This is a genomic window from Acinetobacter sp. YH12043, assembly GCF_013419915.1.
Taxonomy (GTDB): domain Bacteria; phylum Pseudomonadota; class Gammaproteobacteria; order Pseudomonadales; family Moraxellaceae; genus Acinetobacter.
On the sequence record NZ_VOZD01000008.1, the window covers coordinates 55,554 to 73,010 of the forward strand.

Here is a 17,457-nt window from a genome sequence, read left to right on the forward strand (position 1 = left end):
AGGGATGAAAACGGTTGACCTATGAAAAATAAAGCTACCCCATCAAAAGCATGGACGACAGTACAGATTGCTCGTCATCCGGAACGTCCACAATTTCTGGACTACGTAGGTGAAATATTCACTGAATTTGATGCTTTGCATGGCGACCGTCTCTATGGTGATGATGGCGCAATGATCGGTGGTCTGGCACGTTTCGATGGACAACCAGTGATGATCGTGGGTCAGCACCGTGGTCGTAGTACCCGTGAAAAATTACAGCATAATTTTGGGATGAGTAACCCGGAAGGTTACCGTAAAGCTCAGCGTCTGCTGGATATGGCGGAACGTTTTAATCTGCCAGTCTTCACCTTTATTGATACCATGGGTGCATACCCAGGTGTGGGTGCGGAAGAGCGTGGTCAGGCTGAAGCGATTGCGTCAAGTTTGGCACAACTTTCTAATCTGAAAGTACCTGTAATTGCTACAGTTTTGGGTGAAGGTGGTTCAGGTGGCGCACTCGGCATTGGTGTTGCGGATCGTGTAGTGATGCTCTCTCACAGTATTTATTCAGTGATTTCACCAGAAGGTTGTGCATCTATTCTGTGGAAAACCGCAGAAAAAGCAGAACAGGCCAGTGAAGCTTTGGCATTGACTGCTGAAAAATTACAGAAGATGGGCATTGTTGAATACGTCGTTGATGAAGGTGAAGGCGCACATCTGGATCCGGATGAAGTCATGTACCAACTGAAAGCAGTCCTGAAAGAAGCTTTAAATGAACTGCAAGCAATGGAACCACAAGCACGATGCGAAGCACGTTACCAACGTTTAATGAAGTTTGGCAGCGACAATTTAGGTCTGGCATCTTAAAGCAACTGCAGGAATTTCCTGCAGAAACAAAATTTCTAATCGGATGCAGTGGCGGCGTAGATTCTATGCTGTTGCTGCATCTGATGTTTTTTTTGTACCCGAAAAAAATCCGCGCGATTTATGTTGATCATCAATTGCAAAGTATCAGCAATGAATGGGGCGCTTTTGTCCAGCAACAGTGTCAGCAACTAAATATTCCTTGCATCATTCAGCCTGTCCATGTTGCCAGCGGCAATCTGGAATCACAGGCTCGCCAATCGCGGTATCAAGCTTATTTACAGCATCTTCAGCCCGATGAAATTCTGGTCTTAGCCCATCATCAGCAAGATCAGGCAGAAACTTTAATGTTGCGCTTACTTTCTGGGGCAGGGATTGATGGTCTGGCTGCCATGAAAGCGATCGATATACGGACAGATTTAACCATCTGGCGGCCACTACTGGATATTTCCCGTGAGCAGATTTGCCAATGGGCAGCAGATTTAAATATCCAGAATATCGAAGATCCGACCAATCAGGATACTCATTATGACCGTGCCTGGGCACGTCAGGTGCTGTGGCCAGTATTAAGTCATCGCTATCCGAAAATGCAGTCTGCCTTGGCTCGTACCAGTGAACTGATGCAGGATGCACAAAACATTCTGCAAGACGTATTAGAGCAGGATCTGAAACTCTGTGGCAATGCCGAAATTCTCGATCTACCTTCATTCTCAAGTTTATCCAAAGCACGGCAGCGCCAGTTACTCTCGGTCTGGATGAAAGGCGAAGGACAATATCGTCCCTCTCTGAACATGGTTGAGCGTGTACAGGCTGAAGTAATTGGAGCGAAACCAGATGCTCAAGCAGCGCTGCATTGGTCGGGTTATTACTATGTGCGTTATCAGCAGCAGTTGCATCGCCTAAAAGCTGAAGTTTATCTGGTTGACCAACAATCGACTGTAGCCGAACAGCAGATCATTTTACAGAATAAAGATCAGGTTCATCTTCCTTCCGGTCAATTCAGGATTCAAAGGGCTGAGATAGGATTATCTCCCACTTTATTAGGACAACCCTTGTATTTACGGCAACGGAAGGGGGGTGAAAAAATCCATCTCTATGGACGGGTGGGACACTGGCCGCTCAAAAAAGCTATTCAGGAAGCGCAAATATTTCCCTGGACTCGGCATACTATTCAAATATTAAGCACAGATAATGTTATGCTAGGCGTGTTTACACCTAAAGGATTTTGGTTAGCTCAATCTGCATATTGTGAAGCAGGGGGATGGCTACCCATTTCGGTTTCTTCAACTTTAGAATTCAACGACGAGCATTAAACATGAGTGCAGCTTTAAATTGTAATATTAGTTTTATTGGTGGCGGTAATATGGCTCAAGCCTTGATTGGCGGGCTGATTTCGCAGGGGTTGCCAGCAACGCGTATTACAGTTTCTGATCCGGTTGAGAAAGTACGCTCACTTCTTGCAGAAAAAGAAGTCAATGTCACCGATGATAATATTGCTGCTATTAAAGATGCGGATATCGTCCTGTTTGCAGTCAAACCACAGGTTTTAGCTGGTGTGTTAAAACCACTTCAAGGTTTACTTGATGGCAAGCTGGTGATTTCAATTGTTGCGGGTGCCGAGATTGCAACACTATCTGCGCTATTGGGTACTGATCGTATTGTCCGTGTGATGCCGAATACACCCGCATTGGTACAGACTGGTGCACATGGTTTATTTGCCAATGCAGAAGTTGGTAATGATGACCGTGAGCTGGCGAGTCAGGTTTTGGCTTCTACCGGTCTGACAATTTGGGTAAACTCAGAAGCTCAGATTGATGCCGTAACTGCAGTCTCTGGTTCAGGACCTGCTTACTTCTTCTATATGATGGAAAGCATGATTCGTGCAGGCAAGAATTTAGGTCTGGATGAAAAAGTAGCTACTGCATTGACATTGCAAACTGCTTTGGGGGCAGCGCAAATGGCGATCACCAGTTCGAATACACCGGCAGAGCTGCGTAAAAATGTAACATCTCCGAATGGTACAACTCAGGCGGCATTGGAAGTATTTGATCGCGCGCAAATTTCTCAAAATATTCAGGCAGCGCTTGCTGCTGCGCAAAAACGTAGTCAGGAACTGGCCCAAGAGCTCAGTGACAATAGCAAATAATCTTCAGTTTAATTTTTAGGAACGTTCAAGTATGGGTGCAAATTCTGCGCTAATTTTTGGCATTATCATTAACGTCGCGATTTTGCTCGTATTCTTCCGCTTTTTAATGCAATTGGCCGCGGTGAGTCCTTATAATCCTGTCGTTCTATCTACTGTCAAAGCGACTAAAATTGTAGATGTGTTCGGGCGTATTTTCCCAACTGCAGGTAAAGGCCGGGTGAACACTGCTGCACTGGCACTTTTGGTCGTGCTGTATTTGCTGAAAATTTTTGGCATCATGTATTTGTCTGGGGGAATGCCAAATGGTCCAATCCATTTGCTTATTCTAACCTTCGTTACCATGATGCAGGATTTGATCCGTTTCTGTCGTTACCTGATTTTTGCAACAATTATTTTGAGCTGGGTGGTGATGTTTACGCAATCCCGTTCACCTTATATTGAGGTAGTTCAGGAACTTGCAGAACCATTATTGGCACCGTTCCGTCGTATCATGCCGAATATGGGAATGATCGATCTGTCTCCAATCTTGGCAATTTTGGCATTGATCGTAATTGAAATGATTATGAACCAGGTGGCAATTGTGTTGCTAACCGGCCTTTAATCAGATCCCAAAGAAAAGGACGCTTAGGCGTCCTTTTTTATTTCAAGAAAATTCCCTCTCCTTGTAGGAGAGGGTTAGGGTGAGGTCTATAAATTTAAATAACCTCTATCCCAACCTTCCTCCTAAAAGGAGGAAGGAGCTTTAGTATTAATGCGCTTCATCCCAGTTCATGCCTTTACCGACTTCCACGACCAAAGGCACAGAGATTTCAATCACAGATTGCATCACTTCGGCCAGTTGAGGAGCCAGTTCATCTGCAATCGCTTCATCGACTTCAAATACCAATTCATCGTGCACTTGTAGCAGCATTTTGGCCTGATCTTTAGGTAGCATTTTATCAACCTCAATCATCGCCATTTTGATAATGTCTGCAGCTGAACCTTGTAATGGTGCATTAATCGCCGCACGTTCAGCGGCTTTGCGGACCATCATGTTACGGGCATCGATATCAGGTGTGTATAAACGGCGACCTAGAATAGTTTCAACGAAGCCTTGTTCCAATGCCACCTGACGGGTACGCTGCATATATTCATAAATTCCCGGATAGCGGCGGAAATACTGTTTGATATATTCCTGTGATTCCTGACGGGTGAAACCTAACTGACGGGTCAGACCAAATTCAGACATGCCATAGAGCAGACCGAAATTCACGGCTTTGGCCTGACGACGCTGATCATTGGTCACTTCTTCAAGCGGGATACCCAGAACTTCAGCTGCGGTACGGCGATGCACATCCTGTCCATGGTTAAAGGCATCTACTAGCGCATCATCCTGAGATAAATGTGCCATCAGACGCAATTCAATCTGTGAATAATCGGCTGCGAGTAAGACACGACCTTCAGGTGCAATAAAGGCCTTACGAATCTGACGTCCGATTTCCGCACGAATTGGAATGTTTTGCAGGTTTGGATCAGTAGACGATAAACGGCCAGTGGCTGTGAGTGCCTGATGATAACTGGTATGCACACGATGGGTTTCGTTATTGGCCTGTTTGCATAGACCATCGGTATAGGTACTTTTCAGTTTAGACAGACCGCGATATTCCAAAATCAGTTCAGCAATCGGGTGTTCCAGTTTTTCCAGTACACTTTCGCTGGTACTGTACTGACCGGTAGAGGTCTTTTTACCACCTTTTAGGCCCAGTTTGTCAAACAGAACTTCACCGACCTGCTTAGGGGAGCTAACATTAAACGCTTCACCGGCTATTTCCGTGATCTGATTTTCTAGATTCTGCATGGTTTGAGCGAACTCACAACCGAGCTGATCCAGGAAAGCCAGATCCAATCGGATGCCATTTTCTTCCATACTGGTCAGCACACGCGCTACAGGCATTTCAATATTGTACAGAATATTGACCAGTTCAGGATAAGTCTGCAGCTTTTTGCTGAGTACTTCAAACAAGCGATAAGTCACATGCGCATCTTCTGCCGCATAATGCGCTGCAGTTTCGATCTCGATTTTATTGAAAGTTTTTTGTTTGGCGCCTTTACCTGCCACCTGTTCATAGGTCGTGGTTAAGTGGCTTAAGTACAGACGAGCCACATCATCCATGCCATGACGGGTGGCAACCGAGTTGAGCACATAAGAAGCCAGCATAGTATCAAAATACCAGCCTGCCAGATGAATACCGTGATTTTCCAGAACATGCGCATCATATTTCAGATGGTGGCCAATTTTCTGAATGGCTTCATTTTCTAGAATCGGTTTGATCTGAGCCAGAATTTCTTCACGATTGAGCTGTTCTGGCGCACCTTCATAATCATGTGCTAGCGGTACGTAATAGGCATCCTGGGCATCAAAAGCCACCGAAAAGCCGACAATCTGTGCAATACGATAGTCCAGACTGGTGGTTTCAGTATCAAAAGCAAAGCGTTTTTCAGTATTTAAACGTTCAAACAGCTTACTCCAATCTTCCTGAGTCAAGACGGTATGATAAGTCGCCTCTCCGAGCTGATCGTTATCACTGCTCAGTGTCGCCTGCTGGTCATCAGCTTCCTGAGGTTCAGGTGCTGCTTTGGCAGTAATCGATTGGGTAGCCTGTTTATAATTACGGTTATTGGGATTATTTGGATGATCCAGTGATTGCAGCTGGTTACGGAATTCCAGTTCAGTATACAGATTACGTAAAGCTTCTACATTTGGATCCTGAAGTTTCAGGTCATCATAAGTGAAGCTTAAATCCAGATCGCAAATGATGCTGGCCAACTGATGATCCAGTGCAATGCCATCGGTATTGTCTTTAATATTCTGACCAACTTTACCTTTGATCTTGTCGACATTTTCCAGAATGCCACCAATCGAGCCATATTCATTGAGTAATTTGGCTGCAGTTTTCGCCCCAATCCCAGGCACACCCATAATACCGTCTGAGGCATCGCCCATCAGGGTCAGATAGTCAATGATCTGGTTTGGCCATACACCAAACTTTTCAAAAACCCCATCAACATCCATTGGTTTTTCTTTGAAACTGTCTTCCAGGGTCACTTTATCAGTCACCAGCTGTGCCATGTCTTTATCACCAGTCGAAATCAGCACCTGATGGCCTAAAGCTTCAGCACGTTTAGCCAGTGTACCAATAATGTCATCCGCTTCCGCACCTGGCAGCATATGCAGGGGAATGCCCAAAGCACGAATCAAGGCATGTAAGTATGGAATTTGCTGTGACAGTTCTTCCGGCATGCTCGGACGGTCACCTTTATAAATAGGTGATAGCTCGTGACGGAAAGTCGGTTCAGGCGTGTCGAAAATCACCGCCATATGGGTTGGCTGGGTACGGCGCATCAGTTTTTGAATAGCAGAAATCGCACCACGAATTGCATTGGTGTGCAGACCGGTTGACGTGGTTAATGGTGGTAGTGCATGAAAGGCACGAAATAAAAAGTAAGAGCCATCGACCAAGACAAATGGTGGCATGTAATCAATTCCTTATTCAAAAAACAGTTTTATTGTACGTGATTTTTACTGCACTCGCAGGGGCAAGTCGGTTTCTACAGCTTAGCGAATATCGGGTGAAGATGAAATAAGCAGTACAAGCTGTTGTATGATGACATGGTTAAGGAACGAGAACGAGAAGAATGACGGCAGGGCAAAATGAATTGCGTATGATCTGGCTGATTAGTCTGGTAATTGTGGGGATAAGTGCATGGTATCTGGAATTGCAGATCGTGACTTATCTCACTGGTCTGGGTTTCCTGATCAGCGTGATGCAATATATCAGTGCTATTGAAGCGCCCGTGCGGGATCTGGCAGCACCGACGCAGGTGATTGTGCCAGCCAATTCTAAAATACCGCTGTATATTTCTTCTATTATCGCCATTGTCGGAGGCGTGACTGAGCTTAACTGGCTGATAGGGATCGGCATTACCGCCTGGATTTTCTTTCTATTACGCTGGTTACAACGTTTGGAACGTAACATTGTCCAGTTGCAATCTCGTTACCGGTCAGCAGATCAGATACATCCAGAAATCACTCAACCAGATATTCCTTTACCCATTGCTGCTCAAGCTAGTTCAGATCAACCACAATTGCTGGATCAGATCCAGCAGTGGATTTTTCGAGGAAATCCGGTTCTTAAAGCTGCGATCGCCATTTTGGTGATCGGAATCATTTTATTACTCCGTTTTGCGACAGAGCACTGGCAGCTGAGCTTGGCGGTGAAATTAGGACTGGTCGCCTTATCTGCTGTTGTTGTTACCGGATTGGGTTATACCCTGATCGCTAAAAACCGCAGTTTCGGTCTGGCACTGGAAGGCTTGGGATTAGGGGCGCTATTTCTGACCTTGTTCTTTGCCTACTACAATCTGGTGATTGCCACGTTGCCACTGGCAGCTCTGGTGTTCTTGGTCATTTTAGCAATTACGCTGTACTTAAGCTTGAAACAGGAAAGTATTGAGCTGGCAGTTATGGCTTTATTCATTGCCTATCTGGCGCCGTTTACCTTGCCGACCCGAGATGCTTCTGCGGTTGAGTTCATCAGTTATTATCTGCTGATTAATATCGGCGTGCTGTTACTCAGCAGTTTGCGGCCTTGGAAAATCCTGAACCAGATTGCCTTTCTGGTCACAGTCATAGTAGGTGGGATGTATAGCCTGATTCATGGTCATACATACGAGCGTTATACCATGACCGCCCTGATTCTGGCACATAGTGCGGTATTCATCTGGCTAGGCTTTCGCTTTAGCCAGTTACTGGCCCGGCAGGATCTTTCGCGTTTTCGTTTAAAACCGGTTCTGGATCTTGCCCTGATTTTCGCTGCACCGATTACCGCATATATTTTCCTGTATCTGATTCATTTCAATCAGCCTGATCAGAAGCTTTGGCAAGCCGGGCTTAGTCTGTTATTTGCCGGGATATTTGCAATCTGTTGGACTTTAGTGCGTCGTAGAGAAAGTGTTCAGGTCATTTCCCAAAGTTATCTCAGCTTGATGCTGATCTTTCTGGCTTTGGTTCCACCCATTTTATTGACAGAGCAGTGGAGCGTAGTCGGTTGGGCAGTTGAAGGCGTACTAATTTATCTCTGGGCATTGGAAAAGAATATTCGGGTTGCGCATTATCTGAGTATGGGACTGCTGATCATGGCAGGCTTCAGTAGTGTTTACTATCTGATTGAGCTTAATCCCACACCGCGGAAAATTTTCTGGATTCTCAGCTTTTGTTATGTCGCCGTCGTCTTCCTGAGTCAGCTTAAAGCCAAATACCGCCAGCAGCTTAATAGCTTAAGTATCAGTTTTCTGAGCACTCTCAGTTTTGCTGCGACCCTGATGTTGTTTGCCTTGCTTGAAGATGAGTTCGCTCATGAGCAGGCCTATATTTATAGTTTATTCAGTCTTGCACTGGGTTATACGGTTCTAAGTGAAATCATACAGCGCAAGCATCAGGAATGGTGCTGGTTATTGCCAAAATGGAGCGGTCTTACGCCATTGGTGATCATTGCGATTTTGCTGGCTGTTGATTATAGCGAAAATGGGATTCTGGTCTGGCCAAGTGCTTTGGAGCGAGGAATCTTTGCACTTTCATCATTATTGCTGGCTGCTTTATGGTTAAGACCGGTGAAAGGAATTGATTTATCCAAAGAGTGGATGAGCTTTGGGGTATTTGCCAGCCTGACTTTGGCTAGTGTATGCCTAATACCGAGCATGCCTTATCTCAGTATGGTAATTCTGCCTTTGGTATTCTGGTTCTGGTGTTATCGACGAAAAGAAAATTCAGAGTGGCGCTTACTCTGGCAGAGTAAAAACTGCTTAGTGTTAATGGGAGCTTGGTTAATATGCTCACAGCTGTTTAACCAGCAAGCTTTCCAATATTACTGGTTACCTCTATTCAATCCATTTGATCTGATCAGTCTGGCCATGCTTGCCAGTTTCCTGTGGATGCTGTTGCAGCAGATTCGGGCAGGACACGATCGCGGGATGATGTCGGTACTGATGGTACTAAGCCTGTTATGGCTGTCGAGCTATATTGTATTACGGGCCTTACATATCTATCTGCAAACACCATTCAATAGCCTGGAATTGTGGAGTAATGCCACAGCACAGTTAAGCCTGACGATTCTTTGGGTATTGCTGGCCTGGGCGACTATGTGGACGGCTACGCTAAAAAGGCTTAAACCGATGTGGATTTTAGGAGGCAGTATTCTGGTAATCGTCAGCTTGAAGCTGGTGTTATTCGACTTATCTCATACCGGTACACTGACACGTGTGATTTCATTCTTGCTGGCCGGTGGGGTCATGCTACTGATTGCGTATATAGCACCAATGCCGGATGGGGAGAAAAGGGTTTGAATCTAAATTACTCGATTTGAGCGTTAATTTAATCTCCCCAAACCCTGAACGAGCTTAAAGCACTGCTTTAAGCGATATGTAAAAGAAAGACAGGCTTTTTATGACAGTTCCTCCCTTAGTAAAGGGAGGTGAGGAGTGATTTAGAAAAAGTTATTTTAAATCCGGCTCTCTCTTCAGCTCCTTCTCATTGGCATATTGATCAACGTCTTCATTTTCCAGTGGGCGAGCCAGTGGATGATCAACAAAGCCCATTTTCGGTACCGGAATTTCAATCTGGTTATCGAGAAAGCCATTTCGAATCCGTTCCTGCATTTCATCACGGACTTTCAGATAATTTTCCTGCTGACACCAAATCGCAAACAAAAGTTCAATCGAAGATTCACGGAAGGCGGTGACTGTGACTGCAGGCTTTGGATCGGCCAGAACCAGCGGATATTTATTGGCAACATCAAGCAGTACTTCACGCACTTTGATGATGTCTTCATGGAAATTAATAGCCAAGGTAATCGGAATACGCCGGATTGGAAACTTGGACAAGTTGTGTACCGGAGCCCGAATCAGTTGTTCGTTCGGCAAGCGTACATAAATATTGTCTTGGGTAAGTAGTTTAACCGAGAGCAGATCAATCGAAATCACTTCACCTTCAACGGTATGTCCACGAATCAGTGTAATCTGAATGGTATCACCTACTTCAAAAGATCCTTCACCAATCAGGAAGATACCGCTGATCAGGTTGGATGCAGAGGTTTGGGATGCGAAACCCAGTGCGACGGTTAAAATACCTGCTGCACCGAGAAAGACACTGAGTTTAAATCCGGCTTCCTTCAAACTCGCCATCACAAACAGCAGGAAAATAAAGTAGAAAATCCCGCGGCGCCAGACCATTTGCTGATGCGCATTAAAGCGTATACCAATAGTACGGATAAAAGCATTCGAAAAAAAACGTGCGATCAGGAAACCAATAAAACACAGCACAACCGCGACGACGATTTCAGTCAGGCGATCGGTATTAATATTGGTAAATACTCCCTTGAGACTGTTGGTGACTTCGGTTGGAATATTCGAATTTGGCATCACACGCTCTTAGAAAAATGAATCAAACATATTAAATAAATTTCCCGCCGGATCACGCGGTGGGTGTAAATAATCCACTTCACCCGCATTGGGCGGGGTACGGTTTTCCACCCGGATCCGGGGTGGGCGATCCAGACCTTCATGCAAAACCTTAATCTGCGAGGTCCACAGACGTTCAGTGCTGGCACTATAAAAGAGAGGCAATGCAGGTACTGGAACATTCATCCGATCGAAACGCAGTTGCTGCTGACTGGTATTATGAAACTCAATTGGAGTCACAGCACGGAATGCACGAGGACGTAATTGTTGCAATTCAGTCCGGCCATCGACTGCGGTAGCATAGCAAATTTCACCGGAACGGTGATTTGGCCCAAACCAGGTATCTTTCGGTAAAATCACTGGAAGATCAAAAATCGGTTCACGTTGACCTTCGACAAAACCGGCAATCCATAGCGGGGTGCTGATATAGAGGGTTCCACGTTGTCCAGCCGGAATATAAATCGGATCAACCGGTTTAATTACTACGGAGCGATTCGCCAGACGAGGCATAAGCTGTAACTTGCTTTGGGTAGATTTGAACATATAACGTTCAATTTTCACTGGGGTCGGAAATGCAAACAGTGGATCACTGATCTGATGCCATTGCTGTTCATAATCGTACTGAACCGTCGGGCGATAATATTCTAGCCGCCATTCCTGTAAACCCCGGGTCAAACGAAAGAGTAGTGAGCCAAATTGCCAGGCCTTGGACTCGTTAATTTCAAAACTTTGCTCTCCCCACCATTGAATTCTGGGAGACTGCAGGTTTAATTCCTCTTGATCTAGGGGCAATGTTGGCATCCTTTCTTGCTAAATCTTTGAAAACATACTTCACGCTGTCATATGCTTAGAGTACACTCAATTTAAATTTTTTCATCATTATTATAATCTGCGATGCAAGTACTGAAACAATTACAAATCCCGTATAGCTTTGCGAAACGTCATGGTGTGCTGTTGCGTTATGAGGGGGATCAGGCTTTTATTGTCCGTCGTGACAATACGTCTATGCTTGCATTACAGGAAGCACGCCGTTTGCTGGGTCATCCGGCTCAGTATCAACATTGTACAGAACAAGAATTCAATCAGTTACTCAGTTCCAGTTTTGCCGGCGATAGCGGTGAGTCACAGCAGGTGGCTGCCGGTCTGGAAGATCATCCTGATTTATTAAGCCTTGCCGATTCGGTTCCTGAAGCCGAAGACCTGATGGATCAGGAAGATGATGCGCCTATTGTCCGTCTGATCAATGCCTTGTTGTCGGAAGCGATCCGTGTTGGCGCCTCAGATATCCATGTGGAATCTTTCGAAAAACGACTTTCCGTACGCTTGCGTGTCGATGGGCAGTTGCGTGAAATTGTGCAGCCACGTCGTGAGCTGGCGCCATTACTGGTATCACGGATCAAGGTCATGGCCAAGCTGGACATTGCAGAAAAACGTATTCCTCAGGATGGACGTATTTCCTTGCGTCTGGCAGGGCGTGAAGTCGATGTCCGTGTTTCAACCTTGCCATCCTCTTATGGGGAGCGGGTGGTGATGCGATTGCTAGACAAACAGGCTGGCCGTCTGAATATGACTCATCTGGGCTTGATGAATAACGATTATGATCGACTCAAGACCCTGGTGCATCGTCCTCATGGCATTATTCTGGTGACTGGACCTACCGGTTCGGGTAAGACCACTACCTTATATGCAGCACTTTCTGATCTAAATGATGGTTCCAAAAATATCCTGACGGCTGAAGATCCGGTGGAATATCAGTTAGAAGGGATTGGTCAGACTCAGGTAAATACCAAAGTCGACATGACCTTTGCTCGTGCTTTAAAAGCCATGTTGCGTCAGGATCCGGATGTGGTGATGGTCGGTGAGATTCGTGATCTGGAAACCGCAGAAATTGCAGTTCAAGCCTCACTGACAGGTCACTTGGTATTGTCAACGCTGCATACCAATACTGCGATTGGTGCAGTGACCCGTTTAAAAGACATGGGAATTGAGCCATTCTTGCTATCCAGCTCCTTAATTGGGGTAGTTGCTCAGCGTCTGGTACGTACCTTATGTCCGCATTGTGCGACCTGGAAGGATGCGGATGCATTTGAAAAGAATCTGTTTGAACATATTGAGCATCCACAGGATTTAAGATTACCTCAACCGCACGGTTGTGAACGGTGTGGTAATACCGGCTTTAGTGGACGTACCGCCATTTATGAAATTGTACCGGTTGATGAGCATATGCGCCGTCTGATTCATGGTAATGCGGCTGAATATGAGCTGGAAACCTATGCACGTCAGCAATCTGGTTCAATTCGTGATGATGGTTTACGTAAAGTGCTGGCTGGTAAAACGACTATTGAAGAAGTTTTGCGTGTGACCAATGAGGCGGCAGAGTAAATTTTTATTCGTTGTGATAGGAAGGCGCAGTTTTCTTAAGTAAATATCTCAAATGATTATTTTTCTATTAAATAGCACAAAGCAATTTTGATTAAAATTTTATAAGAATAATCAGCTCTATCCTGAAATGACTTCTGATTTTTCAGGATAGAGAGTGGAATGCTTATGTAGACTTAGGTGATGACATTCAAAGTAACATCAATATTGTTTCGGGTTGCATTTGAATAAGGACAAACGATGTGTGCGGCATCGACCAGCTTTTGAGCTTCGTCCTGTTCCATTCCTTCTAAATGAATATTTAAAGTCACTTCAATGCCAAAACCGGTAGGAATCGGACCAATGCCAACTTCACCTTCAATATAGGCATCTTTGCTAATATTGATTTTATCCCGGTTGGCAACAAACTTCATGGCGCCTAAAAAACAGGCTGAATAACCTGCAGCGAACAATTGTTCAGGATTGGTCCCGCCACCTGGGCCACCCATTTCCTTGGGCACTGCCAGTTTCACATCCAAAATCTGATCGTCAGAGGTTGCACGGCCATCTCGACCGCCTGTAGCTTTGGCACGTGCGGTATATACTGCTTTTTCTAATGACATGAGAGTATTTCCTGCTTGTTCTTTTATGGAACTTCTATGCTCCATAATTTCTAGGGAAGAATAAGCAGGGATTTTGTTAATTTATGCAAGCGAATGAGAATGCGTTAAAAAGTCTGACTTAAGAGAACTTTAGTAGCTTGCGATGCTGCATGAGTGGCATAGACTCACGCACTTTGGCCTGCCCAGTCAAATCAAAATCAACCGTAATAATCTGTGCGCCTTCCGCATGCACCATATCGAGAAGTTGACCACGGCTGTTTGTGGCAGCGGCATGTCCCCAAGTTTGACGTTTTTCACCATGCCAACCCTGTTGAGCAGCACCGAGAACTGTGCATTGGGTATCCATAGCACGTGCTTGCAATAATAATTGCCAGTGCATTTGGCCAGTGGTGAAGGTAAAGGCAGATGGCGCAGTCAAAATATTTGCACCTTGTGTACGTAAATGAAGCGCAAGTTCAGGGAAGCGCAGGTCATAGCAGACCATCATGCCAATATTGCCAAAAGGCGTCTTCGCAACGACGACATCGGTACCTGGTTCAAAGAATTGGGATTCCTGATAGCCCCCAACAGCATCACCGACCTGCACGTCAAAGAGGTGAATCTTGTCATAGCGAGCTTCAGTTTTTTCTGGACTAATACACAGACTTACGGTTCTAACCCGGCCATCTTCAATAATCGAACCATCAGGACGATAAGGACAGGGTAATGTCCCTGCGATAATCCAGATCTGATATTGATGCGCTAGTTGTTCCAGACGTTGTTGAATGCTCTCGAATTGAGCTGCAGTTTCGCGCTGCTTACCAGCAGCAAAACAGACGAAATTTTCAGGAAAGACAATAAGCTCAGCACCTTTTGCTTTACTTTGTTGAATTAATGATTCGATGGTCATGAAATTTTGCTCAATTTCATTTTGGGAATTCATCTGTGCAACAGAAAGTAAAGTCATAGGGATTCCTTATTGTGTGTTCATACCTTTTGTTCAGACACTTGATCTAGATTATCTTGTTCTTTTTGCAACTGTTTGACCAAGGGCTCAAACATATTCTGGTTGCTCTGATTTAACCACATTAAAGTCTTGTGTGCATCTAGAACAGTTTTCAGCATTGCTTGATGCGTCACATGTTCTTCCATCAGTTTACGCGTACATACATTTGAATCACCGCAGTAATCCAAAATGACAAAGACCTGCCCCAAGCCCATACTGTTGGCCAGAGTCGTGATATCAGAGTTAGTCGACAACATCACCGCCTGGATCTTATGGAGCTGCTTAAGTTTAAGTCCTAATTTTGCTAGGACACCCAGTACAGTGCTGTCAATAAAGCTGGTTTCAGTCAGATCAACAATTGCGCCAACAACGTTGTCCTGCTGCTCAAGTTTGTTCAGTAATTTGTCTAGACTAATACAAGATTGGGCCCGCACTTCGCCGATAAGCTTAAAAATATGCGTTCCATTCAAGCTTGCATATTCAACATGACCTGTTGACATATAAATGCCATTTGCAGAGAAGGATATTAAATTATCCCATAGGGTCTACGGATACTCAAGTAGCTGAAAGTCGCAATCAAATTAAGTGCTTATAAAGCTTGTGATTATACTGCTATTTCACTCTTATAAAGCTGAGAATGGCAATATCGTCGGCAACATGTTCGGGTGCTTCGAAGGATTCGTTCTGTAAGTGATGCAATAATTGGGAAAATTGTTCATTCAGACCGCCGTTAAACGGCTCCAATGCTCCATCTGAACAGATAATAAATCGTGCATTGCGGCTGAGGATATATTCATTTTCTTCTACCTCAAGGTCTTCGGTCAGACCAAGAGGAAAGCTGCTGGATGACAGGATTTTTGGTTCCTGATTCGGTTCAAAGATAATCGGAGGAGGGTAGTGGCCAGCACTAGACCATTTCAAGACATGGGTTTCCAGATTCAGAATTCCGGCAATCATGGTAATATGTTTTTCAATATTTTCCTGAACCAGCATCCCGTTCAGCTTCTTGATCAGCTCACGAGGCGTTTTCGAACGTCCATGAAAGGCTGCCATCCAGGATGTTAATAAACTGCTGGTAACGCCATGACCAGAAACATCTGCCAGATAGAAAATGACTTCTTTATCGCTGATTTTCCAGTAATCATACCAATCGCCAGATAGATAGGCAGAAGGCTGAAAATAGGTTTCAACCGCATAATTGGTTAATTCAATTTCATTCGGTAGCAAACGTTTTTGTAGCTCTGCTGCTGAAGGAAGATCACGACTATCCTGATTACGCTTATATTGCGCATCGATTTTTTGTAATGCGATATCGGGTTGTTCAGGCAGTTTATCCCAGATCCAGCCTGCCAAAGCACCTTGTTCCCAAGCTTGTGCCAAGGCTGTTCCTTCATTTTCCAGCGCTAATACGACAGTCGGAAGGTTCCACTTATATTTCAGATAATCATGTACATCTGCAATGGCAATAATCGTCGCATCGTACAACTCGTGATCTTCCAGCTTGATTACTTGAACGTGCGGAAGCTTCTCAAGCACTTGATCTAAATAAGGAATATCACGGGTAGGTTGAATGAAATACATAGACAGGTAGTTCGATCCTGGGATGAGTTATAAGATGTACTATAACAAGCAAATGATTGCTAGCGAACGGTTTTCGCTAGCAAATCATCATTGAGCTTAGGTTTCAAAGGTCATCACTAGAAGATTCAGTCTCATTTTCATCGAAAGATTCATCTTCAAGATTTTCATCATCGAAGTCATCTTCAAGGAATAAAGATTCCTGTTCCAGACCTTTTTTCTGGGCGATCATATAATTGGTACGTTGCAAATAAATATCGCGAATTTGTGCATAACGATCACCTGTTAACACACCTTCAATATCAAGTAATTCTGCACGATTATCAATTGCACGCCAGAATTGATCACCCCAATACAAGCCTTCATCATCTTCAAGAATATATTTCTGTGGACGGGTCTGGCTATCGACTGCCATACCGAAAGTATCACGCACAGAACTTGGGCCTAGGAACGGTAACATCACATAAGGACCGGAAGGTACACCGTAATAACCTAGCGTAATCCCGAACTTTTCATCTTCATGATCCAGTCCCAGACGCCGGGCAGGATCTGCCAGACCTAAAGTAGTTAAGGTATTAATGGTAAAACGGCCCAAAGACTTTGCGGCACGAGCAGGACGGCCTTGAATCAACTGGTTTACCGCATTCCATGGTTCACCTAAATTGCTACGGAACTGGGTATAGCTGCCACGCACATCTTGAGGAACCTTTTCCTGATACTGAACTGCAATGGGGCGAACAACTGCCTGATCGATTGCATCATTAAATTGATACACCTTTCTATTCCAGCCCTGGAAAGGATCTTTAACTTCTTCAGCCTGTGCAGCACTAGCATCGACTTTTAGCTGGGTTTGCAGGTGACTCACTTTAGAAGATATTTTTTCTCTGAGTGGAACCGTAGCAGTAGTAGAAGATTCAGTTTCTATTTCAGTCTGTTCAGCCTGAGTAGTGTCTTCAGCAAAAATTAATGGGCTAGAGGCCAAAGAAAATAAGCATAAAGATAAATAAATAGAGCGATGCATAAGGAAACCCCAAAGCCTTGTTCTGAGTATAGTGGCGTTGTTTAACCCGGAATAATAAACTGTATTACTAGGAATAGGCGTAATTTAAGCAAAATTGTATAATAAATGAATAAAAACTTCATAAAAGGCTAAAAATTAGACATGCGGTAAGATTTATTTGAAAAAGGTGTTGCAAGCCCTCTGAAATACTGTAGAATGCACATCCATCGGCGGTGATGAAGATTAAAACTTCTGATAAAACAGTAACTTAGCATGAAATGGTTGAGTTGGGTTTTAGGAAGGAAGTTTAAAAATAATTTTCATTACTGGTTGACTTTCTAGAGATAGAGAGTAATATAGCCGACCTAGCTTGCTACTGACGAAGTAGTAAGAAGATCATTAAGAGATTATGAAGAACAACTTGTGTGGA

General features: G+C 44.5%; 14 protein-coding genes. 6 read left to right on the forward strand and 8 right to left on the reverse strand.

Annotated elements, in window-relative coordinates; translation table 11 throughout:
- Positions 1–21: 21 nt before the first annotated feature.
- The 4 genes from FTU01_RS05690 to FTU01_RS05705 are packed head-to-tail and all read left to right on the forward strand — an operon-like array spanning position 22 to position 3,590.
- Positions 22–846, forward strand: a complete 825-nt coding sequence (locus FTU01_RS05690; protein WP_004783557.1) for an acetyl-CoA carboxylase carboxyltransferase subunit alpha — start codon at positions 22–24, stop codon at positions 844–846.
- Positions 783–2,156 (forward strand): tRNA lysidine(34) synthetase TilS, encoded by a 1,374-nt coding sequence (gene tilS, locus FTU01_RS05695; RefSeq protein WP_180138494.1) that lies wholly within the window; start codon positions 783–785, stop codon positions 2,154–2,156. The genes FTU01_RS05690 and tilS overlap by 64 nt, the downstream gene beginning before the upstream one ends.
- 2 nt (positions 2,157–2,158) lie before the next feature.
- Positions 2,159–2,989: a pyrroline-5-carboxylate reductase gene (gene proC, locus FTU01_RS05700; protein ID WP_004783553.1), complete on the forward strand. Its 831-nt coding sequence runs from the start codon at positions 2,159–2,161 to the stop codon at positions 2,987–2,989.
- A gap of 31 nt (positions 2,990–3,020) precedes the next feature.
- Positions 3,021–3,590 carry a YggT family protein gene (locus tag FTU01_RS05705; RefSeq protein WP_004783550.1) on the forward strand — a complete coding sequence of 190 codons (570 nt, stop codon included), beginning with the start codon at positions 3,021–3,023 and terminating at the stop codon, positions 3,588–3,590.
- A 147-nt stretch (positions 3,591–3,737) separates the two neighbouring features.
- Here FTU01_RS05705 and polA read toward each other — a convergent pair whose 3' ends face one another.
- Positions 3,738–6,503 carry a DNA polymerase I gene (gene polA, locus FTU01_RS05710; protein WP_180105042.1) on the reverse strand — a complete coding sequence of 922 codons (2,766 nt, stop codon included), beginning with the start codon at positions 6,501–6,503 and terminating at the stop codon, positions 3,738–3,740.
- A gap of 161 nt (positions 6,504–6,664) precedes the next feature.
- On the opposite strand from polA, the gene FTU01_RS05715 reads away from it, so the two are divergent.
- Complete coding sequence (locus FTU01_RS05715) at positions 6,665–9,370, forward strand: DUF2339 domain-containing protein (RefSeq protein WP_180138495.1); 2,706 nt, start codon at positions 6,665–6,667, stop codon at positions 9,368–9,370.
- 150 nt (positions 9,371–9,520) lie between these two features.
- Here FTU01_RS05715 and FTU01_RS05720 read toward each other — a convergent pair whose 3' ends face one another.
- Complete coding sequence (locus FTU01_RS05720; RefSeq protein ID WP_004783545.1) at positions 9,521–10,444, reverse strand: mechanosensitive ion channel family protein; 924 nt, start codon at positions 10,442–10,444, stop codon at positions 9,521–9,523.
- Positions 10,445–10,453: 9 nt separating this feature from the next.
- Entirely contained in the window at positions 10,454–11,284 is an 831-nt protein-coding gene (locus tag FTU01_RS05725; RefSeq protein WP_159123045.1) for a hypothetical protein, read from the reverse strand.
- A 93-nt stretch (positions 11,285–11,377) separates the two neighbouring features.
- Between FTU01_RS05725 and gspE the strand changes: the two genes are divergently transcribed.
- The gene (gene gspE / locus FTU01_RS05730) at positions 11,378–12,865 is read left to right on the forward strand and encodes a type II secretion system ATPase GspE (RefSeq protein ID WP_004783540.1); all 1,488 of its coding nucleotides are present in this window, start codon (positions 11,378–11,380) and stop codon (positions 12,863–12,865) included.
- A gap of 173 nt (positions 12,866–13,038) precedes the next feature.
- On the opposite strand, the gene FTU01_RS05735 is transcribed toward gspE, so the two are convergent.
- From FTU01_RS05735 to FTU01_RS05755, 5 genes are all read right to left on the reverse strand, one after another.
- Entirely contained in the window at positions 13,039–13,464 is a 426-nt protein-coding gene (locus tag FTU01_RS05735) for an organic hydroperoxide resistance protein (protein ID WP_004783539.1), read from the reverse strand.
- A 118-nt stretch (positions 13,465–13,582) separates the two neighbouring features.
- Complete coding sequence (locus tag FTU01_RS05740) at positions 13,583–14,410, reverse strand: carbon-nitrogen hydrolase family protein (RefSeq protein ID WP_180002877.1); 828 nt, start codon at positions 14,408–14,410, stop codon at positions 13,583–13,585.
- Between the two features lie 20 nt (positions 14,411–14,430).
- A complete protein-coding gene (gigB, locus tag FTU01_RS05745) occupies positions 14,431–14,949 on the reverse strand; it encodes an anti-anti-sigma factor GigB (RefSeq protein WP_180138496.1) in 519 nt (172 codons plus the stop codon).
- A 112-nt stretch (positions 14,950–15,061) separates the two neighbouring features.
- A complete protein-coding gene (gene gigA / locus FTU01_RS05750; RefSeq protein ID WP_159123042.1) occupies positions 15,062–16,030 on the reverse strand; it encodes an RsbU family protein phosphatase GigA in 969 nt (322 codons plus the stop codon).
- Positions 16,031–16,133: 103 nt separating this feature from the next.
- Entirely contained in the window at positions 16,134–17,048 is a 915-nt protein-coding gene (locus FTU01_RS05755) for a VacJ family lipoprotein (RefSeq protein ID WP_159123041.1), read from the reverse strand.
- Between the last annotated feature and the right edge of the window lie 409 nt (positions 17,049–17,457).

Excerpts from the sequence above, each read along its gene's own strand:
- FTU01_RS05735 (WP_004783539.1), bottom strand. The coding sequence starts at position 13,464 with ATGTCATTAGAAAAAGCAGTATATACCGCACGTGCCAAAGCTACAGGC.
- proC (WP_004783553.1), top strand. The coding sequence starts at position 2,159 with ATGAGTGCAGCTTTAAATTGTAATATTAGTTTTATTGGTGGCGGTAAT.
- FTU01_RS05715 (WP_180138495.1), top strand. The coding sequence starts at position 6,665 with ATGACGGCAGGGCAAAATGAATTGCGTATGATCTGGCTGATTAGTCTG.
- tilS (WP_180138494.1), top strand. The coding sequence starts at position 783 with ATGCGAAGCACGTTACCAACGTTTAATGAAGTTTGGCAGCGACAATTT.
- gigB (WP_180138496.1), bottom strand. The coding sequence starts at position 14,949 with ATGTCAACAGGTCATGTTGAATATGCAAGCTTGAATGGAACGCATATT.
- FTU01_RS05705 (WP_004783550.1), top strand. The coding sequence starts at position 3,021 with ATGGGTGCAAATTCTGCGCTAATTTTTGGCATTATCATTAACGTCGCG.
- FTU01_RS05720 (WP_004783545.1), bottom strand. The coding sequence starts at position 10,444 with ATGCCAAATTCGAATATTCCAACCGAAGTCACCAACAGTCTCAAGGGA.
- gspE (WP_004783540.1), top strand. The coding sequence starts at position 11,378 with ATGCAAGTACTGAAACAATTACAAATCCCGTATAGCTTTGCGAAACGT.
- polA (WP_180105042.1), bottom strand. The coding sequence starts at position 6,503 with ATGCCACCATTTGTCTTGGTCGATGGCTCTTACTTTTTATTTCGTGCC.
- FTU01_RS05755 (WP_159123041.1), bottom strand. The coding sequence starts at position 17,048 with ATGCATCGCTCTATTTATTTATCTTTATGCTTATTTTCTTTGGCCTCT.
- FTU01_RS05725 (WP_159123045.1), bottom strand. The coding sequence starts at position 11,284 with ATGCCAACATTGCCCCTAGATCAAGAGGAATTAAACCTGCAGTCTCCC.
- gigA (WP_159123042.1), bottom strand. The coding sequence starts at position 16,030 with ATGTATTTCATTCAACCTACCCGTGATATTCCTTATTTAGATCAAGTG.
- FTU01_RS05690 (WP_004783557.1), top strand. The coding sequence starts at position 22 with ATGAAAAATAAAGCTACCCCATCAAAAGCATGGACGACAGTACAGATT.
- FTU01_RS05740 (WP_180002877.1), bottom strand. The coding sequence starts at position 14,410 with ATGACTTTACTTTCTGTTGCACAGATGAATTCCCAAAATGAAATTGAG.